Annotated in this window: 20 protein-coding genes; 10 read left to right on the top strand and 10 right to left on the bottom strand. The window is 69.6% G+C overall.

Annotated features, from left to right (window positions below):
- The 3 genes from KUG43_RS14955 to KUG43_RS14945 all read left to right on the top strand — a co-directional run.
- On the top strand, nucleotides 1–1,574 hold a 1,574-nt coding region (locus KUG43_RS14955; RefSeq protein ID WP_216910379.1), incomplete at its 5' end, for an iron uptake porin.
- Nucleotides 1,575–1,847: 273 nt separating this feature from the next.
- Complete coding sequence (locus tag KUG43_RS14950) at nucleotides 1,848–3,617, top strand: iron uptake porin (RefSeq protein WP_216910377.1); 1,770 nt, start codon at nucleotides 1,848–1,850, stop codon at nucleotides 3,615–3,617.
- A 154-nt stretch (nucleotides 3,618–3,771) separates the two neighbouring features.
- Complete coding sequence (locus tag KUG43_RS14945) at nucleotides 3,772–4,473, top strand: J domain-containing protein (protein WP_216910376.1); 702 nt, start codon at nucleotides 3,772–3,774, stop codon at nucleotides 4,471–4,473.
- On the opposite strand, the gene KUG43_RS14940 is transcribed toward KUG43_RS14945, so the two are convergent.
- The gene (locus tag KUG43_RS14940; RefSeq protein WP_216910374.1) at nucleotides 4,470–4,715 is read right to left on the bottom strand and encodes an NAD(P)H-quinone oxidoreductase subunit O; all 246 of its coding nucleotides are present in this window, start codon (nucleotides 4,713–4,715) and stop codon (nucleotides 4,470–4,472) included. The genes KUG43_RS14945 and KUG43_RS14940 overlap by 4 nt on opposite strands.
- 76 nt (nucleotides 4,716–4,791) lie before the next feature.
- Between KUG43_RS14940 and KUG43_RS14935 the strand changes: the two genes are divergently transcribed.
- The gene (locus KUG43_RS14935) at nucleotides 4,792–5,727 is read left to right on the top strand and encodes a TIGR01777 family oxidoreductase (RefSeq protein ID WP_216910372.1); all 936 of its coding nucleotides are present in this window, start codon (nucleotides 4,792–4,794) and stop codon (nucleotides 5,725–5,727) included.
- On the opposite strand, the gene KUG43_RS14930 is transcribed toward KUG43_RS14935, so the two are convergent.
- Nucleotides 5,684–5,944 carry a DUF8620 family protein gene (locus KUG43_RS14930; protein ID WP_216910370.1) on the bottom strand — a complete coding sequence of 87 codons (261 nt, stop codon included), beginning with the start codon at nucleotides 5,942–5,944 and terminating at the stop codon, nucleotides 5,684–5,686. The genes KUG43_RS14935 and KUG43_RS14930 overlap by 44 nt on opposite strands.
- A gap of 104 nt (nucleotides 5,945–6,048) precedes the next feature.
- Between KUG43_RS14930 and KUG43_RS14925 the strand changes: the two genes are divergently transcribed.
- On the top strand, nucleotides 6,049–7,239 hold the full coding sequence (locus KUG43_RS14925) for a lipid-A-disaccharide synthase-related protein (protein WP_216910368.1): 1,191 nt from the start codon (nucleotides 6,049–6,051) through the stop codon (nucleotides 7,237–7,239).
- On the opposite strand, the gene KUG43_RS14920 is transcribed toward KUG43_RS14925, so the two are convergent.
- Entirely contained in the window at nucleotides 7,232–7,648 is a 417-nt protein-coding gene (locus KUG43_RS14920) for a tetratricopeptide repeat protein (RefSeq protein ID WP_216910366.1), read from the bottom strand. The two genes, KUG43_RS14925 and KUG43_RS14920, sit on opposite strands and share 8 nt — an antisense overlap.
- Nucleotides 7,649–7,724: 76 nt before the next feature.
- Nucleotides 7,725–8,159, bottom strand: coding sequence for a HesB/IscA family protein (locus tag KUG43_RS14915; protein WP_216910364.1), 435 nt, complete (start codon nucleotides 8,157–8,159; stop codon nucleotides 7,725–7,727).
- 129 nt (nucleotides 8,160–8,288) lie between these two features.
- Between KUG43_RS14915 and zds the strand changes: the two genes are divergently transcribed.
- The 3 genes from zds (at nucleotide 8,289) to KUG43_RS14900 (ending at nucleotide 10,711) form a co-directional block, all read left to right on the top strand.
- A complete protein-coding gene (gene zds / locus KUG43_RS14910; protein ID WP_216910362.1) occupies nucleotides 8,289–9,764 on the top strand; it encodes a 9,9'-di-cis-zeta-carotene desaturase in 1,476 nt (491 codons plus the stop codon).
- A 10-nt stretch (nucleotides 9,765–9,774) separates the two neighbouring features.
- Nucleotides 9,775–10,209 carry an SRPBCC family protein gene (locus tag KUG43_RS14905; RefSeq protein WP_216910360.1) on the top strand — a complete coding sequence of 145 codons (435 nt, stop codon included), beginning with the start codon at nucleotides 9,775–9,777 and terminating at the stop codon, nucleotides 10,207–10,209.
- A 139-nt stretch (nucleotides 10,210–10,348) separates the two neighbouring features.
- Nucleotides 10,349–10,711: a hypothetical protein gene (locus tag KUG43_RS14900; protein ID WP_216910358.1), complete on the top strand. Its 363-nt coding sequence runs from the start codon at nucleotides 10,349–10,351 to the stop codon at nucleotides 10,709–10,711.
- Here KUG43_RS14900 and KUG43_RS14895 read toward each other — a convergent pair.
- Genes KUG43_RS14895 through KUG43_RS14875 form a run of 5 tightly spaced genes read right to left on the bottom strand, consistent with a single transcriptional unit; the run spans nucleotide 10,695 to nucleotide 15,034 of the window.
- Nucleotides 10,695–11,510, bottom strand: a complete 816-nt coding sequence (locus KUG43_RS14895) for a uroporphyrinogen-III synthase (RefSeq protein WP_216910356.1) — start codon at nucleotides 11,508–11,510, stop codon at nucleotides 10,695–10,697. The genes KUG43_RS14900 and KUG43_RS14895 overlap by 17 nt on opposite strands.
- Complete coding sequence (locus tag KUG43_RS14890; RefSeq protein WP_216910354.1) at nucleotides 11,510–12,703, bottom strand: glycosyltransferase; 1,194 nt, start codon at nucleotides 12,701–12,703, stop codon at nucleotides 11,510–11,512. The genes KUG43_RS14895 and KUG43_RS14890 overlap by 1 nt, the downstream gene beginning before the upstream one ends.
- 53 nt (nucleotides 12,704–12,756) lie before the next feature.
- Nucleotides 12,757–14,388: a glycoside hydrolase family 3 N-terminal domain-containing protein gene (locus KUG43_RS14885; RefSeq protein ID WP_216910352.1), complete on the bottom strand. Its 1,632-nt coding sequence runs from the start codon at nucleotides 14,386–14,388 to the stop codon at nucleotides 12,757–12,759.
- A gap of 8 nt (nucleotides 14,389–14,396) precedes the next feature.
- Nucleotides 14,397–14,825: a 30S ribosome-binding factor RbfA gene (gene rbfA, locus KUG43_RS14880; RefSeq protein WP_216910350.1), complete on the bottom strand. Its 429-nt coding sequence runs from the start codon at nucleotides 14,823–14,825 to the stop codon at nucleotides 14,397–14,399.
- Between the two features lie 2 nt (nucleotides 14,826–14,827).
- Entirely contained in the window at nucleotides 14,828–15,034 is a 207-nt protein-coding gene (locus KUG43_RS14875) for a DUF751 family protein (RefSeq protein WP_216910348.1), read from the bottom strand.
- A 75-nt stretch (nucleotides 15,035–15,109) separates the two neighbouring features.
- Between KUG43_RS14875 and KUG43_RS14870 the strand changes: the two genes are divergently transcribed.
- Both KUG43_RS14870 and KUG43_RS14865 read left to right on the top strand, forming a co-directional pair.
- The gene (locus KUG43_RS14870; RefSeq protein ID WP_216910346.1) at nucleotides 15,110–15,829 is read left to right on the top strand and encodes a glutathione S-transferase family protein; all 720 of its coding nucleotides are present in this window, start codon (nucleotides 15,110–15,112) and stop codon (nucleotides 15,827–15,829) included.
- 59 nt (nucleotides 15,830–15,888) lie between these two features.
- Nucleotides 15,889–16,149, top strand: a complete 261-nt coding sequence (locus tag KUG43_RS14865) for a CRR7 family NDH-1 assembly protein (protein ID WP_216910383.1) — start codon at nucleotides 15,889–15,891, stop codon at nucleotides 16,147–16,149.
- A gap of 15 nt (nucleotides 16,150–16,164) precedes the next feature.
- On the opposite strand, the gene KUG43_RS14860 is transcribed toward KUG43_RS14865, so the two are convergent.
- A complete protein-coding gene (locus KUG43_RS14860; protein ID WP_216910344.1) occupies nucleotides 16,165–16,770 on the bottom strand; it encodes a shikimate kinase in 606 nt (201 codons plus the stop codon).
- Nucleotides 16,771–16,804: the final 34 nt, after the last annotated feature.

Genomic DNA, 16,804 nt, shown 5'->3' with positions numbered 1-16,804 from the left:
CCATGACCCGCTATGAAGCGGCGGCCCTGCTGAACGCCTGCCTCGACCGGATCACCGAAGTGACCGACGAGCTGAAGCGCCTGATGGCCGAGTTCGAAAAGGAACTCGCCGTGCTGCGCGGCCGTGTGGATGGCCTGGAGGCCAAGGTGGGTGAGCTGGAAGCCACCCAGTTCTCCACCACCACGAAGCTGACCGGTAAGGCCACCTTCATCATGGGTGCCAACAGCTACGGCGGTAACGCCCAGATCGCTCCGGTGGCAGGGGTCTTCCTGCCTGCCGTCCCCGCCGACCCAGCCTCTGTGCTGCTGCCCGCCAGCCTCGTCGGGGCAGGCGCGCCGATTCCCGCGTTCGTTCCCGGTCCCTTCGGCCCCAACGCCGCCGGCCTGGGCTATGTCCCCAACACCTGGGCGAACCAGGCGCGTCAGACCCAGGGCGCCACGGCGTTCAACTACGACATCCAGCTCAACTTCGACACCAGCTTCACCGGCAAGGACCTGCTGCGCACCCGGCTGCGCGCCGGTAACTTCGCCCAAGGCCCCTTCGGTCAGCCTGTTGTTGGCCTGAACGCCACCGAAGCTGGCTTTGAAGAGAACTGTGGCCTTGGCGTTGACTGCGGTGACGTGGTCGCGATCAACCGCCTCTTCTACCAGTTCCCCCTGGGCAGCAGCTTCACCGCCACCATCGGTGGTCGGGTCCGTCAGGACGACATGCTCGCCGTGTGGCCTTCCGCCTATCCGGCTGACACCGTCCTCGACATCTTCACCTACGCCGGTGCCCCCGGCACCTACAGCCTCAACCTGGGTGCTGGTGGTGGTCTGTGGTGGAAGAGCGGCGGCTTCAGCGTGAGCGCCAACTACGTCTCCGCCAACGGTGACGTGGGCAACCCGATCGCCGGCACGGCGAACTGCGGCGGCATCGGCAACGCCTGCTCCGCCCAGACGGGTACCGCCCAGATCGCCTACACCGGTTCCAACTACGGCATTGCGGCGGCTTACACCTACTCCTCGGGCACGGCCGGTCTCTACCCCGGCAACGGCACACCTCTGGCCACCATCTTCCAGACCAACGCCGCCGCCACCAACTCGGTGGGCATCAGCGCCTACTGGCAGCCCAGCACTTCCGGCTGGGTCCCCTCCATCAGCGCCGGCTGGGGCATCAACCGCAGCAACTACAACGGCACCACCACGCTCAACGGCGCCACGGCACTCGTTTCCACCACCGGCGTCACCAACGCCACCAGCCAGTCCTGGTACGTGGGTCTGCAGTGGTCTGACGTGTTCATCAAGGGCAACTCCGCCGGTATGGCCGTCGGTCAGCCCACCTTCCTGACGTCCGTCAGCGCCGGCCCCACCGTCTTCGGTGGACCTGCCGCCGCCACTGCCATCGTTGATGGCAACTACGCCTGGGAGTGGTGGTACAAGTTCCAGGTCACCGACAACATCAGTGTGACCCCTGCGCTGTACTACCTGAGCGCTCCCCTGGGCCAGATCTCCAAGAACATTGGTGGTCTGCCCAACAGTGGCTCCGATTTCAACAACTTCGGCGGCTTCCTCAAGACCACCTTCAAGTTCTGATCCTTCCGGATCAATCTCCTCTCACAACACCCTCAAATTCGCCCGGCTGCAAAGCAGCCGGGCTTTTTTTGCTCTGAAGACAGAATGCCGCCCACCGGCCAGCGCTGTGCCCCCCGTCCCACCGGGCTCATGTCCTTTCCCGGTGGGGTCCATCAAGGCTCATGTCAGCTGGGATACCCCTTGATGTGCTCAGGCCTGTCTGGAGAGTCGATGGATTCCTATACCTTTGCGCCGTCCCCCTCGCGGGGATTCCTCTTTTTGGTGTGAGGACCAATGAAACCCTTCCAGCAACTTCTGCTGGCGCCTGTGGCCCTTGGGCTGCTGTCGCCACTTGCCGCTTCGGCCGGTGAAATCTCCCCCTCCCAGAGGGCGGAGATCTCCACCTACATGGAGCAGCAGAACATTGACAGCTTCAAGGCCTGGGAAGCCCAGAACCAGGTCACGAGCGTCAACCAGTTCTCCGACGTCAAGCCCACCGACTGGGCCTTCCAAGCCCTGTCCAACCTGATCGAGCGCTACGGCTGCGTCGCCGGCTACCCGAACGGCACCTTCAAGGGCGGCCAGGCCATGACCCGCTACGAAGCGGCGGCCCTGCTGAACGCCTGCCTCGACCGGATCACCGAAGTGACCGACGAGCTGAAGCGCCTGATGGACGAGTTCGAGAAGGAACTCGCCGTGCTGCGCGGCCGGGTGGATGGCCTGGAGGCCAAGGTGGGTGAGCTCGAGGCCACCCAGTTCTCCACCACCACCAAGCTCCAGGGTGATGCCGTCTTCGTGATCGGCTCCAACTCCTTCGGTGGCAACCAGGGTCTGCCGAACCCGGCTGTCGGTGTGCCGGCCGGTGCGGCCAACGCCTTCCCCGCCAACAACCGCCGCAACTGGGGCGCCACGGTCTTCAACTACGACCTGCGCCTCAACCTCCTTACCAGCTTCACCGGCAAGGACCTGCTGTACACCCGTCTGCGCAGCGGCAACTTCAACAACAGCCCCTTCGGCGGCCAGCCGTACAACCTGATGGCGCTGGATCGCGCCTTCTCACCGGTTGGTGGTGCTGATGTCGTCAACATCGACCGTCTCTACTACCGCTTCCCGATCGGCCGCGACTTCACCGCCCTGATCGGCGCCCGGGCCCGCAACACCGAGTTCCTGGCGATCACCCCCTGGTTCTACCGCTCCGAGATCCTCGACGTCTTCACTCTGCACGGTGCCCCCGGTGCCTACAACAAGGCCACCGGTTCCACCTTCGGCCTGATGTGGAAGCAGAACGTCAAGAAGGGCAAGCCGTTCTTCGCGATCTCCACCGCCTACGTCGCCCCCAACGGTGACAACGGCAACCCCAACCAGGGGGGCCTGCTGGGCGAGCGCAGCCGCGGCACCTGGACCACCCAGGCCGGTGTGGCCGGCAAGAACTGGCGCTTCGCCTTCGCCTGGAGCTACGTCCAGTGCGGCCAGAACTTCCGCCGCGGCACCTCCTTCGCCCAGCCGGCGGTGGATTGCACCAACATCAACAACAACTTCCTGGGTTCGGAGAACTTCGGCACCAGTGCCGCCTACTCCAACAACTTCGCCACCACCTTTGCGTGGCAGCCCAAGAAGAGCGGCTGGATCCCCTCCATCAACCTCGGCTGGGGCTACAACGCCATGACCCAGCCTGAGCTGAATCCCCAGACCCTCACGATTGGCAGAGGAGCAACCGCCGTCCGGGTGCCCACGTTCAACACGGTCCCGACCTTCAACCAGTCGGCCAACCGCGGCGCCAGCCAGTCCTGGAGCGTGGGCCTGCAGTGGTCCGATGCGTTCATCAAGGGCAACGCCCTCGGGATGGCCGTCGGTCAGCCGGTCTTCGCCACCTCGCTGCGCAACGGCGAGACCCCCCAGGACGGCAACTTCGCCTGGGAGTGGTGGTACCGGTTCCAGGTCACCGACAACATCAGCGTGACCCCGGCACTCTTCTATCTGAGCCGCCCCAACGGCCAGTTCACCACCATCGGCCAGTCGAGCAGCGTGCTCGGCGGCCTGATCCAGACCCAGTTCAAGTTCTGATCCTCCGGGTCACCTCCAGGTCTCCTGGCCTGGGCGTTCCTTCCTCCTCACGCTTCCTCACAACCCCGCGCCCCCCTTTCGAGGGGGGCTTTTTTTTGGGACGCCAGGCGGCGGGCCCATCGGCGATGCTGGTTCCAGACGGCGCTTCCAGCGCATGGCCAGGACCCCTGCCGACCACTACGCCACCCTCGGGGTCCCCCCCGGGGCCAGCACCGCCGAGATCAAGGCCGCCTACCGCGCGCTTGTCAAACAGCATCACCCGGATGCCGGTGGCGATCAGCGCACGATCCTGGCCCTCAATGCCGCCTGGGAAGTGCTCAGGGACGGCGACCGTCGCCGCCATTACGACCATGGCTCCGGCCTGGGGGTAGGGGGGGCACCACGGAGCGGTGGCCATGGCTCCGGCCCGGGCAACGGAGCAGCCCAGGGACGTCGCCGGGGTGCGGGGGCGGCCAGCGACGAGGAGCTTCTGGGCTGGCTCCAGCAGGTGTACGTGCCGATCGACCGGTTGATCGGCCAGGTGATCAATCCCTTCCCGGCCCAGCTTCGCTCCCTGGCGGCCGACCCCTACGACGACGACCTGATGGAGACGTTCTGCGCCTTCCTTGAGCAGAGCCGCACCCGGATGGAGAAGGTGGAGGCGCTTTACCGGTCCCGGGCCTGCCCGGCGGCGGCGCGGGGGTTTGGCCTCAGCCTCTACCACTGCCTCAGCCAGGTGCAGGATGCCCTGGTGGAGCTGGAGCGCTACACCATGGGTTATGTGGACAGCTACCTACACGACGGCAAGGAGATGCTGCGCGAAGCCAGGTTGCGCCGCAGCCGACTGAAGGAGGAACGGCGCCGGGTGGAGCTCTAGGCGGCGGGCATCGCCTCGAGCTGGTCGAGCCGCAGCCAAACGTCCGGCACGGGCCGGCGCCAGCGCAGCTGGGCGTAACTCCCCTGGATGGCGAGGATCTCCCCGGGCCCCTCGAACAGGTAGGCGGGGGCCACCGGATCACTGGCGCCGGCCTCCAGGCTGTTGGTGTAAGCCGATCGGTTCACCCTCACCAGGGCGCCCTTCTTGAGGCCCGGGGCAGCGGCGGGCGCGGAGTCAACCATCTTGCGGAGGAACGGTCGGCCCAGGTTAGGGCCGCCGGAACCTAACCTCGGCACAGGACTCCGATGACCCGTGGGCATGCGCTTGCTTCTGCTCGGATGCACCGGTTTCGTCGGCCGGGAGCTGGTGCCGTTCCTGCTCAACCTCGGCCACCAGCTCACCCTGGTGAGCCGCCGGCCTCGGCCTGACAGCGAGGCGGCCGATCCAAGGATCACCAATCTCTGCTTCGATCTGGCCGACCCGGCCAGCTGGAGCCAGCCCCCCTTGCTTGAGGCGCTGGCAGCGGCCGATGGGGTGGTCAACCTGGCCGGGGAGTCGATCGCCGACCAGCGCTGGACCCCCGCCTACCGCCAGCGGCTGCTCGACAGCCGTCTGGTCACCACGACGCAGCTGGTGCGGGCGATGGCGAACCTGGCCAAGCCTCCCTCGGTGCTGGTGAGCGGATCGGCTGTGGGGTATTACGGCACCAGCCTGGACGGGTGCTTCACGGAAGCCAGCCCGCCGGGCGACGATTTCCTCGCCCGGCTCTGCGCCCGCTGGGAAGCCGCCACCCAGGTCGCCCCCGAAGCCTGCCGCGTCGTGGTGTTGCGGATCGGCATCGTCCTCGGCCCCGACGGCGGTGCCCTCGGCAAGATGCTGCCCGTGTTCCGGGCCGGATTCGGCGGGCCGGTGGGCAGCGGCCAGCAATGGATGAGCTGGATCCAGCGCCACGACCTCTGCCGGCTGATCGCCACCGCCCTCGAGGACGCCTCCTTTGCCGGTCCTTACAACGCCGTGGCCCCAGAGCCCACCCGGATGGCGATCTTCGCCTCCACTCTGGGCCGCGTCCTCGGCCGGCCCAGCCTGCTGCCCGTGCCGGGCCCCCTGTTGCAGCTGCTGCTCGGCGATGGCGCCAAGGTGGTGCTGGAGGGGCAGCAGGTGAAGCCCGAGCGGCTGGTGTCCCAGGGCTTCCACTTCCAGTTCACCGACCTCAGCGCTGCCCTCGCCGCTGCCACCAGCCCAGAGCGCCGCTGAGCAGAGCCGCCGCCATCAGCAGGCCGATGGCCGGGGTGAACAGCGGTTGCCACAGCTGCTGGAAGAGTTCCAGGGGCGCGTCCAGCTGCTGGCCATGCAGCACCACCGCCACGGCAAAGAAGAGGGCTCCGGCCAGGACGAGGAACACGTCGGCCACCAGCACGATGTCGAGGACGCGGCGCAGCTGGGCGCCGGGGCCCGTGGCGGGGGTGCTCATGCCGTTGGGGTGAGCCGGGAGGGGGCGGGAATCCCGGGTGTGCCCAAACCTAAACTCGACCGGACTTGGTGTCCCGTGTGCCCCTTTCCCCTGCTCCCAGGATCATGCTGATCAGCAACGGTCATGGCGAGGATCTCAATGGGGGATTGATTGCCGACGGCCTGCGCCAGTGTGCGCCCGGGGTGGAACTGGCGGCCCTGCCGATCGTCGGCGCCGGCTCGGCCTACGCACGCCGGGCCCTGCCGCTCCTGTTCCAGGGCCGGACCCTGCCGTCCGGAGGCATGGTGTACCAGGGCCTCAACATCTGGAAGGATCTGGCCGCGGGCTGGCTGCAGCAGAGCGTGGCCCAGCTCTGGACGGCCTGGCGCCAGGGACGCCACTACGACCTGGTGGTGAGCATCGGCGACCACGTCCCGCTGATCTTCGCCCTGCTCACCGGGCGCCCGACGGTGGTGTTCCTGGTTTCCACCTCGAGCTTTTACGAGGGTCGGCTGCGGCTCTCGGCCCTCACCCGCTGGTGCTGCCGCCGCCGGCGGGTGCGGGTGGTGCTGACCCGCGATGCCTTCAGCGCCCGCGACCTCCAGGCCCAGGGACTGGCCAAGGCCCTGTTCCGCGGCTACCCGATCATGGACATGCCTCCCCCTGACCCTGGCCAGGTGGCCCGCCAGGAGGGCACCCGCACGCTGGCGCTGGTGCCGGGCAGCCGCTTCCCGGAGGCCTTGCACAACCTCGTTCTGATGCTGCGGCTCTGCAGCCAGCTGGGCGGCCTGGCCGGGGATGGCCGCTGGCGCTTTCTCGTCGCCGTTGTGGAGAGTCCCCACTGGCGGGAACTGGAACCCCTGGCCGCGTCCGTGGGCTGGCAGGTGGATCTTGCCGGTGGCGCGCTCCGCTCCGCCTCCGCTCGCCTGGAGGTGCGCCTGCTGCCGGGGGGGCTGGCCTCAATCCTGGCCGCCAGTGATCTGGTGGTGGGCATGGCCGGCACCGCCGTGGAGCAGGCGGTGGGGTTCGGACTGCCGGTGGTGCAGCTGGTGGGCCGCGGTCCCCAGTTCAGCTACGCCTTCGCCGAATCCCAGATGCGGCTGCTGGGTCCCACGGTCCACACCGTCGGGAGGCGGCCGGCCGAGCGCGGCGAGCTCCAGGAGGCCGCCGATCTGATCCTGCGCCTGCTGGCCGACGCTGACCTGCCGGCGCGCTGTGCCGAGGCCGCCCTCGAGCGGGTCGGGCCGCCGGGGGGCTCGCGGCGGATCGCTGAAACCGTGCTCGACACCCTCGCCGAGGGCCGGTCGCTCAGCTGAGCCAGGCCTTCACCTTCTCAAGGGCCTGCCAGCCCGGCCGGCGTTGCAGGCCATCGGCGATCGAGCCTTGCAGTTCGCCCGCCAGTTCGGGGGCCATCAGCATCACGCGTTTCACCATGTCGATGTGCTCACGCACACCCTTGGCGCCGGTCTCCAGCATCGCCACGCTCAGGTTGATGCGGGCCTGGGGGTCCTGGGGATTGAGCTTCACCGCGTTGCGGGCCGAGGGCAGGGCCGCCTGGGGTTGGTCCAGCAGCAACTGCAACCAGGCCAGGCAGGTCCAGCCCGCCGACTGGCGAGGCTCCTGGGCCGTGATCTGCAGGAACTCATCGATCAGGTCTTCGGGCGCCGCCCCCTGCTGGTAGCGGGCGATGGCCTGGTCGAAGCGGGAGTCCTGCTGGGCCGTCATGGCGGCGGGGGGTGGCTGGGTGGGGATCGTCAGACTCCCATGCCGCGGGGCCGTGGCGCCACCGCCGGGCCCGGGCTCAGACGGCGAAGGAGCTGCCGCAGCCGCAGGTCTGGGAGGCGTTGGGGTTGGTGAAGTTGAAGCCGCCGCCGATCAGGGCCGAGGAGAAATCCAGCTGCATGCCGTAGATGTACAGCAGGCTTTTGGGGTCACTGACCACCCGGAAGCTGGGGGCGCCGGCGGGTTCGTAGGTGTAGGTCTCGTCGTCGGGAAGGATCTCCGATTCGTCGATGAAATCCATCGTGTAGCTCATGCCGCTGCAGCCGCCGGAGCGCACGCCCACCCTCAGCACCTTCTCGCCCCCCTGGGACGCCATCAGGGTGCCGAGCTGTCGCATGGCGGGTTCGGTGATCAGGATGCCCTTGCCATCCACACCGGCTGTGGCTGTGACGGTGGTTGCGGCATTGGCCGCGGGGGTGACCGTGGCGCTGGGGGTCTGGACGGGGGTGCTCATCGGGCGAAAGGGGGACGGATGGATGGGATCGGGCCGCCGGACGACGCGGTGAACGACCACTCTATGGAGATCCTTCCGCCGTGGGTAGGCTCCGGTCCATAGAGTCAGGGCCTTCGTGGGAATCCAAGGGTGCGGGTCGCCATCGTGGGTGCGGGTCTGGCTGGTCTGAGTGCCGCCGTTGATCTGGTCGACGCCGGTCATGCGGTGGACCTGTACGAATCCCGTCCGTTCATGGGGGGCAAGGTCGGCAGCTGGGTGGACCCGGACGGGAACCACATCGAGATGGGGCTGCATGTCTTCTTTTTCAACTACGCCAACCTTTTCGCCCTGATGCGCAAGGTGGGTGCCTTCGACAACCTCCTGCCCAAGGAGCACTGGCACCTGTTCGTCAACCGTGGCGGGGACCTGCGGTCCCTGGATTTCCGTTTTCCCGTAGGGGCTCCGTTCAACGGCCTCAAGGCCTTCTTCACCACGTCCCAGCTCGACTGGATCGACAAGCTGCGCAATGCCCTGGCGCTCGGCACCAGCCCGATCGTCCGGGGCCTGATCGATTACGAGGGAGCCATGACGGTGATCCGCTCGCTGGACGCGATCAGCTTCCAGCAGTGGTTCCTCAGCCATGGGGGCAGCCCCCGCAGTATTCAGAGGATGTGGAACCCGATCGCCTATGCGCTCGGCTTCATCGACTGCGAGGCCATTTCGGCCCGCTGCATGCTCACCATCTTCATGATGTTCGCCTCCAGAACGGAGGCCTCCAAGCTCAACCTGCTCAAGGGTTCCCCCCACCGCTGGCTGACCGGTCCGATCCTCGACTACATCCAGGCCCGGGGCGGCCGGCTGCACCTGCGCCACCGGGTCAGCGAGGTCCGCCACGAGGAGCGCAACGGCCAGACCGTCGTCACCTCCCTGGTGCTGGGAACCCCGGAGGGGGAGAAGCGGGTGGAGGCCGACGCCTATCTGGCCGCCTGCGATGTCCCCGGAGCCCAGCGGCTGCTGCCCCAGGCCTGGCGCCGTTTCCCCGAGTTCGCCGCCATCGACCAGCTCGAGACGGTACCGGTGGCCACCGTGCAGCTGCGTTACGACGGCTGGGTGACCGAACTGGGCGACGGGGCCGGCCCCCAGGCCCGCCGCGCCGATCTGAGTCGTCCGGCCGGTCTCGACAACCTCCTCTACACGGCGGATGCCGACTTCAGCTGTTTCGCCGATCTGGCGCTGGCCAGCCCGGCCGATTACCGGAGGGAGGGTCTCGGCTCCCTGCTGCAGTGCGTGCTCACCCCTGGGGATCCCTGGATCCCGTTGAAAACCGAGGAGATCGTCGCCCACACCGATCGCCAGGTGCGCGAATTGTTTCCCTCCGCTGCCGGGTTGCAGCTCGTCTGGAGCAACGTGGTGAAACTGGCCCAGTCGCTGTACCGGGAAGCCCCCGGCATGGAGCCCTTCCGCCCCGACCAACGCACCCCCGTGCCCAACTTCTTCCTCGCCGGCAGCTACACCCGCCAGGACTACATCGACTCGATGGAAGGGGCCACCATGAGCGGTCGGCTGGCGGCGGCTGCCATCCTCAATCAACCCGTGGCGCTTGCCACCTGCGCGGCGGTGGCCTAGGAGCACAACCATGGGCAAATGGCTTGAGCACAGCGTCACCACCGAGATCCAGGCCCCCGTGGCCAGGGTGTGGGAGGTGTGGAGCGATCTGGAGGCCATGCCCCGCTGGATGCGCTGGATCGAATCGGTGGTCACCCTCGACGACCCCGACCTCACCGACTGGACCCTGGCGGCCCAGGGCTTCCGTTTCCACTGGAAAGCCCGGATCACCGAGCGGGTCGATTCCCAGAGGCTGCACTGGGAATCCGTGGGTGGCCTGCCCACCAAGGGGGCCGTGCGTTTTTATCCCCTCGGGCCCGACCTCACCGCCGTCAAGCTCACGGTGAGCTATGAATTGCCCGGCGTGCTTGCGCCGCTGATGGAACCCACCATCATGGGTGGCATCGTCACCAGAGAGTTGCAGGCCAACCTTGACCGATTTCGCGACCTGGTGGAACAGGGTTAGCGGCCGTTTCGGCCTCGCCGCCCTGCTGCCCTTCCTGCTTGCCGGATGCGCTGCTGCCCCCACAGTGCAAGCGCCACCGCCGCCGGCGCCCCCCAGGCCGGCCTCTCCTGCAGCGGTGCCTGGGGCGGTTCCAGCGGGGTTGACCCCGCTGCCCACCTCCCAGCAGGTGGTGGCGGCCTTCCCGGTGGGTCGTAAGGATCCCTTCGGTTCCCTGGTGGCGGAGATGGTCCCGGGGGCTGCGGGCGGTGCTGGGGTCGTGGCGCCCCCCGCCCCCCCGCCAGCCTTTCTGCAGGACTTCCGCGTCACCGGCGTGATCGACAGCGGCGGCCAGAGCGAAGCGGTGGTGACCTACAAGCAGCTCAGCGGCAGCCTGCGGCCGGGTGATCGGGGCGGCCGCAACACCGATCTGCTGCCCACCGGCTGGAGCGTGGCTTCGGTGGATGTGGCCAACGGTCGACTGATCCTGCAGAGCGGCAGTCGCAAGGTCAAGGTCGAACTCTGAGGGCCCGGCTGCAGGCCGCCACCAGACCCTCCAGGTCGTGGGGCTCGGCCTCCCCGTCCACCCGTCCGAGCCTCTCCCTGCAGCGCTGGCTGGTCTGGGGGCCGATCGAAATCACCTGCACCCCGTCCAGCTGCTGCATCCAGGCCTCGCCGAAGCTGCCGGCCAGCAACTGGGCGGTGTGGTCCACCGTCTTGCCGCTGCTGAACGTGATCGCATCCAACCCGCGCCGCTCCAGGGCCTGCAGGGCACCGGTGGGCAGTCCTGCGGGACAGCGCGTCTCGTAGGCGGCCACCTCCACCACCCGGGCGCCGGCCGCCGCGAAGGCCTCCGCCAGCAGCGTGCGTCCGCCACTCTGCACCCGTGGCAGCAGCAGCCGTTGCCCCCAGCCCGACACGGGAAAGTGCTCGATCAGGCTGTCGGCCACAAACGCCGGTGGTACGAAATCGGCGGGTGCCCCCAGGGCCTCCAGCGACTGGGCGGTCTTGCGCCCCACCGCGGCCAGCCGGACCTGTCTGGGCCTGCGGGCCAGGCAGGTCCCCTGGCGCAGCAGCCGCTGCTCCACGGCGTCCACCCCGTTGGCGCTGGAGAAGACGATCCAGTGGAACTGATCCAGTTCCGCCAGGGCATCGTCGAGGGGGCCCCAGTGATCGGGTGGACCGATCACCAGGGCCGGCAGGTCGATGACACGGGCCCCGGCCCGCTCGAACAGCTGGCGGGCTGCTCCCAGCTGGGTTTCGGCCCGGGTCACGGCGACGGTGCGGCCCGCCAGTGGCAGTGGCAGTGGAGGTGGCGTGCCCATCAGGCGTCCAGCCGCACGAGCGCACCGGCCTGCTGGGCCAAGGCGAGGGCCTGCTGGGCTTGGCCCTGGTGTTCCAGCAGGGCGATCGCCTTGCGGAAACCATCCCGGGCCCCGGGGATGTCGCCTGCCAGCAGCAGAGCGGCCGCCAGGTTGCGCTGGGCGTCGGCCTGCTGCGGTTCCAGGGCCAGGGCTTGTCGGTAGGCGGCGATGGCCTCCAGCAGGCGGCCCCGCTGGCGTTCGATCAGGCCCAGGTTGAACCAGGCCAGGGGAAGCTCCGGGCAGAGGCGGGTCACCGCTGCCGTCAGGGCTGCCGCCTCTTCCAGGGCCCCCTGGCGCAACAGCAGGGCCCCGAGGTTGAGCCGGGCCCCCAGGGTCAGTCGCTCCTCCAGGGGCAGCTCCAGCGCCTGGCGGTACAGGGCGGCAGCGGTGGCGGGCTCCCCAGGGCTGCGGGCGATGGCGAGATGGAGCAACAGCTCATAGCGTTCGGCGGGTGACCCGGCCCCGACCCGGGCCAATCCCTCCTCCAGCAGGGCGATGCCCCTGGCGCGCTGGCCCTGGCTCACCTCGAGGGCGCCGAGCTTGGCGCAGGCGTAGGGGTCGCCGGGGCGGGCGGCCAGCTCCGCCTCCATGGCCTGGCGCAGGCGTGCGGCCTTGCCGGAGGCCGCCAGCAGTTCCGGCCGGTAGCCCTCGTGCACCAGGGCCGGTTCTCCGCAGGCCAGCACCTGCCAGTGGGGCTCCTGCTCCAGCAGCGTGGCCACGCTGTCATCGACCATGGCGTGGTAACGGCGGCTCCAGCGGATCGCGGTGTGGCGTCGGAACAGGCGGCTGACGCTGGAGAAGGGGGACTGGGCCGCCCCCACTTCCTGGCGCAGCAGGTTGATCAGCAGCGCCTGTGGCTGCTCCATCAGGGCGCGCAGCGGCGAGCGGGCCTCGGGTCGCAGCCATTCGTCGCCATCCAGCACCAGCACCCAGTCGCCCCGCACCAGATCGAGGGCGTGGTTGCGGGCAGGGGCGAAGTCCCCTGGCCATTCCAGGTGGTGCACGCTGGCGCCGCAGCTGGCGGCGATCGCAGCGGTGCCGTCGTCGGATCCGGTGTCCACCACCACCATCTCGTCGACGAAGCCGGCCACCGAAGCCAGGCAGCGCTCCAGCCGCTCTGCTTCGTTGCGCACGATCATCGACAGGCTCAGCATCGGACGCCGCGGGGCAGGACGGTCGTGCCAGGAGGCTAGGTGCCGGTGAGGGCTCAGTCGGTGAAGTCCGTGCCAACTGCTGCGCCGGGGGCGAGGCCGAGGCGCCCCAGCAGTTCGCCCTGGGCCAGGGCCATCTGACCCGGGGACCAGGCGGCCGGAATGCCTGGCTCCAGCAGAGGTTGCAGGGCCTGCCAGGCATAGGGGCTGCCGTACACGGCCAGGCCCGCCAGTCGGCCGGCGGCCTGCAGCTGGCGGATCACCGCCGGCCAGGGATCCGGGCCGTCGGCCCGGCCGCGGAACGGATTACCGCGCACGAACAGCTGCAGCAGCACCGGACCCTCGCCCAGCCGCTCCAGGGCCAGGGGGGCCTCCCCATCGCCGCTCCAGGGGGAGGGCCCCTGGCCGTCGATCAGGCAGGCCCGCCATCCTGCGGCCGCGGGCAGGGCCAGGGACGGTGCGGTTGCTGACAGGAAGGGGCAACCCAGGCTGTTGTCGAGCCGGATCAGGTTCACCCCGGGGCCGCCTCGCACCGGGCCCTGTCCCTGCTGCTCCAGGCTGCGTTGCACCAGTTCCAGGGCCAGGGCCTGGTCGGGGCCGGAGGGGCCATTGCTGAGCCGGCCCAGGGGGGCAGCGGCGCTGGGGTCATCGCTCGCGGGGCAGCGCCCCAGGGCCAGACGCCGCCGATCCAGGCTGGCCTGCAGCCGCTCCAGGCTCAGCCTGCCGCTGTGGACGGCCGCCACGATGGCGTCGATCGCCCCGTCCGCATCGCCGGGCATCAGCACCAGGTCGGCCCCAGCCTCCAGGGCCAGCACGGCGGCTTCCGAGGCGCCGTAGCGGCCGGCGATCGCCTCCATCACCAGGGCGTCGGTGACGATCAGCCCCTCGAAACCGAGCGCTTCGCGCAGCAGCCCGGTGAGCACCGGTCGCGACAGGGTGGCCGGGTGTTCGGCATCAAGCGCCGGCAGCAACAGGTGGGCGGTCATCACCGCGGCCACCTCGGCGGCGATCGCGTCCCGGAATGGGGGCAGCTCCACAGCCTCCAGGCGGGCGCGGCTGTGGGGCAGCAGGGGCAGCTCCAGGTGGGAGTCGCTGGCGGTGTCGCCGTGCCCGGGGAAGTGCTTGGCGCAGGTGAGCACCCCTTCGGCCTGGGCGCCATGGCAGAAGGCGGCCGCCAGGGCACCGGCGGTGGCCGGGTCTTCGCCCCAGGCCCGCACATTGATCACCGGGTTGGCCGGGTTGTTGTTGACGTCGCAGACCGGGGCGAGCACCCAGTTGAGTCCGAGCTGGCGGGCCTCCCGGCCCGTGCAGGCCCCGTAGCGCCGGGCCAGATCCAGGGCCAGGGCGGGGTCGGTGGCGTGGATCCGGGCCAGGGCCAGCGGTGGCACCAGCCAGCTGGCCCCCTCGAAGCGCTGGCCTACCCCTTCCTCCACATCGGCGCAGAGCAGCAGCGGTTCGCTGGCCCAGGCCGCCAGCTGGCGGGTGCGCAGCCGCAACTCGGCGGCGCTGCCCCCCAGCAGGATCACGCCGCCCACGCCGCGCTGGAGCAGGCGCTGCAGGCTGGCGTTGTCGAGCTCCCAGCGGGGATAGCGCCGCTGGCCATCGGCCGGATGGCCGCTGCAGCGCACCACCAGCAGGGCGGCGACGGCGCGGTCCAGGGCCTGCTGCGGGTCGATGGGTGGCGCCATCGGGCGAATCAGACCTCGGTCTCAGAGTCGGTGTCGGTGCCGCCAGCCGGATCCGCAGGGCCCTCGTCGGCACCGCGCTCGCGCCGTTCCGCCTCCAGGCGCTGCAGCAACCCCAGCACCGTGTTGCCCTTCTCCAGGCCCCGGTCGAGGACGAACACCACGTCCGGTGTGCGGCGCATCTTGAGGCGGCGCCCCAGTTCCCCCTTCACGTAGGTGGAGGCTGCCTGCAGGCCGGCCATGGCCACCTCCCGATCCTCGTTGCTGCCGAAGACGCTCACGAAGATCTTGCAGTGCTGCAGATCGCCGGCCACCTCGACGCTGGTGACACTCACCATGCCGTGCTGGACCCGCTCGTCCTTGATGCCGCTGATCAGCAGCTCGCTCACTTCCCGGCGGATCAGGGCCGCCACCCGTTCCACCCGTCGGCTCTGTGCCATGACTAAGAAACCGGGCCCAGTTGCACCATGGCACGCAGCACCAGGCTGAGGCTGACCATGCCGCTGATCAGGGCCCCCACCAGGGCCACCGCCGTGACCGGGTTGCTGCGCCGCCGGGCCAGGGGTTCGAACACAGAGTTGAACACCCCGAGGCTGAAGGCGATCAGGTAGCGCGGATAGCGGGTGATGTTGACGAAAAACTCCTTCATGGCCTCGGTAGCGGTCCTGGTCGGATGCTGGCTACTCTGCCGCCCAGGCCCACGCTTAGTCGCCCCGGAGGGCCCATGGAACTGCATCAGTTCAGACATTCCGCCTTTTGCGAGAAGGTGCGCCTGCTGCTGGCCCGCAAGGGTCTCGACGCCACGATCGTCGAGGTGACCCCCGGCCTGGGGCAGCTGGAGCTGTTCCGGCTCTCTGGCCAGCGGCAGGTGCCGGTGCTGGTGGATGGGGGCGAGGTGATCGCCGATTCCACCGCCATTGCCCTGCACCTGGAGGCCTCCCACCCCCAGCCCCCCCTGCTGCCGGCCGATCCGATCGCCCGCGCCAGGGTGCTGCTGCTGGAGGACTGGGCCGATACCGCCCTGGCCCGGGGTGCCCGCCTGGCCCTGCTCCAGGCGGCGGCCGCCGACCCAGTGCTGCGGGCGGCCCTGCTGCCCGAGGCCACCCCGGCGCCCCTGCGTGATCTGGTGGGGGCCCTGCCGGGTGGCCTGCTCGGCTCCGCCACCGAGGCGATGCGCGACCTGCTCGGGCCCTGCGAGGTGCGGCAGCTTCACCGCAGCCTCGAGCAGCTCGCCCTGCTGGTGGCCCAGCGCCCCTACCTGGAGGGCGATGGTCTCACCCTGGCCGACCTCGCCGTCGCGGCCCAGCTGTACCTGCTCAAGTTCCCCGTCTGTGCCGGTGCTCCCCTGGCGGGGCGGGGCGTCGAAGGCATCGCCGACAACCCCGTGCTCGAGCCGCTGTTCGCCTGGCGCGACCGGCTGCTCGCTGAGGTGGGTCGGGACTGAGGCCTGGCACCGCATCGGGCCTCGCACCCGCCAGGATGGGCTCCACCGAAGTCCTGGCCTTGTCCGATCCGCTGCTGCGGGAGCTCGACCATTACGTGGTGCTGGAGCCTGGCCAGGGGGAGCGCATCCTCACGGCGGCCGAAACCCTGCTCTGGCTGGCTGGTCATGTGGAGGCCCTGGGCGATCCACCTGCCGACCTGGCCGATCTGGCCGATCCCGAAGCCCGGGCCGGCCGGCTGATCGACACCGCCTGTGAGCTGGAGCTGGCGCCGGGTTGCGCGATCCAGTGGTTCGCGGTGCGGCTGGAGCCCCCCGGCTGAGGGAGCCGGTGGGGATCACTCGGGGGCTTCAGGGGGCTGGCGGGGGTCGCGCAGCACCGAGGGCAGGGCCTCCAGCACCTGCAGCGCCACCGCGGCGGGGAGGCCCCCGTCCTGCACCACGGCCACGTCGGCCTGGGCGTACAGCGGCCGACGTTCCTGCAGCAGGGCTTGCAGGCGGCCGGTGCGATCGGGCGCCTCAAGCAGGGGCCGCCGGGTGGGATCGGCGGCCAGACGCCGCAGCAGCTCCGTTTCGGGGGCATCGAGCCACACCACCACCCCCTGGCGCATGTGACCCCAGTTCTCCGGCCGGGTGACCGCCCCACCGCCGGTGGCCACCACCAGGGAATGCCAGCTGGCGATGCCATTGAGCACGCTGGTCTCGAGGGCCCGGAAAGCCTCCTCGCCCTCGCTGCTGAAGATCTCGGCGATCGGCCGACCGGCGGCCTCGGTCAGGGTGGCGTCGGCATCGATGAAGCGATAGCCGAGGGCCTCGGCCAGGGGCTGCCCCACGGCGCTCTTGCCGGCCCCCATCATCCCCACCAGGTAGATGTTGAGGCCATCGAGACGGCGGGCCAGGTCCCGGTGCGAGGGGCGGGGCGGGGCGTCATCGGCTGAGGCCATGGGTTCGCGGTCGGCGGCGGTCCGGACCCCGTTT

This window comes from Synechococcus sp. CCY 0621 (assembly GCF_019038465.1).
In the GTDB taxonomy this organism is placed as follows: domain Bacteria; phylum Cyanobacteriota; class Cyanobacteriia; order PCC-6307; family Cyanobiaceae; genus Cyanobium.
The sequence above is the reverse complement of the archived record's forward strand: the minus strand, read 5'-3'. Positions and strand labels throughout refer to the sequence as shown.

Excerpts from the sequence above, each read along its gene's own strand:
- KUG43_RS14870 (WP_216910346.1), top strand. The coding sequence starts at position 15,110 with ATGGAACTGCATCAGTTCAGACATTCCGCCTTTTGCGAGAAGGTGCGC.
- KUG43_RS14920 (WP_216910366.1), bottom strand. The coding sequence starts at position 7,648 with ATGACGGCCCAGCAGGACTCCCGCTTCGACCAGGCCATCGCCCGCTAC.
- KUG43_RS14930 (WP_216910370.1), bottom strand. The coding sequence starts at position 5,944 with ATGAGCACCCCCGCCACGGGCCCCGGCGCCCAGCTGCGCCGCGTCCTC.
- KUG43_RS14925 (WP_216910368.1), top strand. The coding sequence starts at position 6,049 with ATGCTGATCAGCAACGGTCATGGCGAGGATCTCAATGGGGGATTGATT.
- KUG43_RS14875 (WP_216910348.1), bottom strand. The coding sequence starts at position 15,034 with ATGAAGGAGTTTTTCGTCAACATCACCCGCTATCCGCGCTACCTGATC.
- KUG43_RS14940 (WP_216910374.1), bottom strand. The coding sequence starts at position 4,715 with ATGGTTGACTCCGCGCCCGCCGCTGCCCCGGGCCTCAAGAAGGGCGCC.
- KUG43_RS14935 (WP_216910372.1), top strand. The coding sequence starts at position 4,792 with ATGCGCTTGCTTCTGCTCGGATGCACCGGTTTCGTCGGCCGGGAGCTG.
- KUG43_RS14895 (WP_216910356.1), bottom strand. The coding sequence starts at position 11,510 with ATGGGCACGCCACCTCCACTGCCACTGCCACTGGCGGGCCGCACCGTC.
- rbfA (WP_216910350.1), bottom strand. The coding sequence starts at position 14,825 with ATGGCACAGAGCCGACGGGTGGAACGGGTGGCGGCCCTGATCCGCCGG.
- KUG43_RS14885 (WP_216910352.1), bottom strand. The coding sequence starts at position 14,388 with ATGGCGCCACCCATCGACCCGCAGCAGGCCCTGGACCGCGCCGTCGCC.
- KUG43_RS14945 (WP_216910376.1), top strand. The coding sequence starts at position 3,772 with ATGGCCAGGACCCCTGCCGACCACTACGCCACCCTCGGGGTCCCCCCC.
- KUG43_RS14890 (WP_216910354.1), bottom strand. The coding sequence starts at position 12,703 with ATGCTGAGCCTGTCGATGATCGTGCGCAACGAAGCAGAGCGGCTGGAG.
- KUG43_RS14950 (WP_216910377.1), top strand. The coding sequence starts at position 1,848 with ATGAAACCCTTCCAGCAACTTCTGCTGGCGCCTGTGGCCCTTGGGCTG.
- KUG43_RS14905 (WP_216910360.1), top strand. The coding sequence starts at position 9,775 with ATGGGCAAATGGCTTGAGCACAGCGTCACCACCGAGATCCAGGCCCCC.
- KUG43_RS14860 (WP_216910344.1), bottom strand. The coding sequence starts at position 16,770 with ATGGCCTCAGCCGATGACGCCCCGCCCCGCCCCTCGCACCGGGACCTG.
- KUG43_RS14915 (WP_216910364.1), bottom strand. The coding sequence starts at position 8,159 with ATGAGCACCCCCGTCCAGACCCCCAGCGCCACGGTCACCCCCGCGGCC.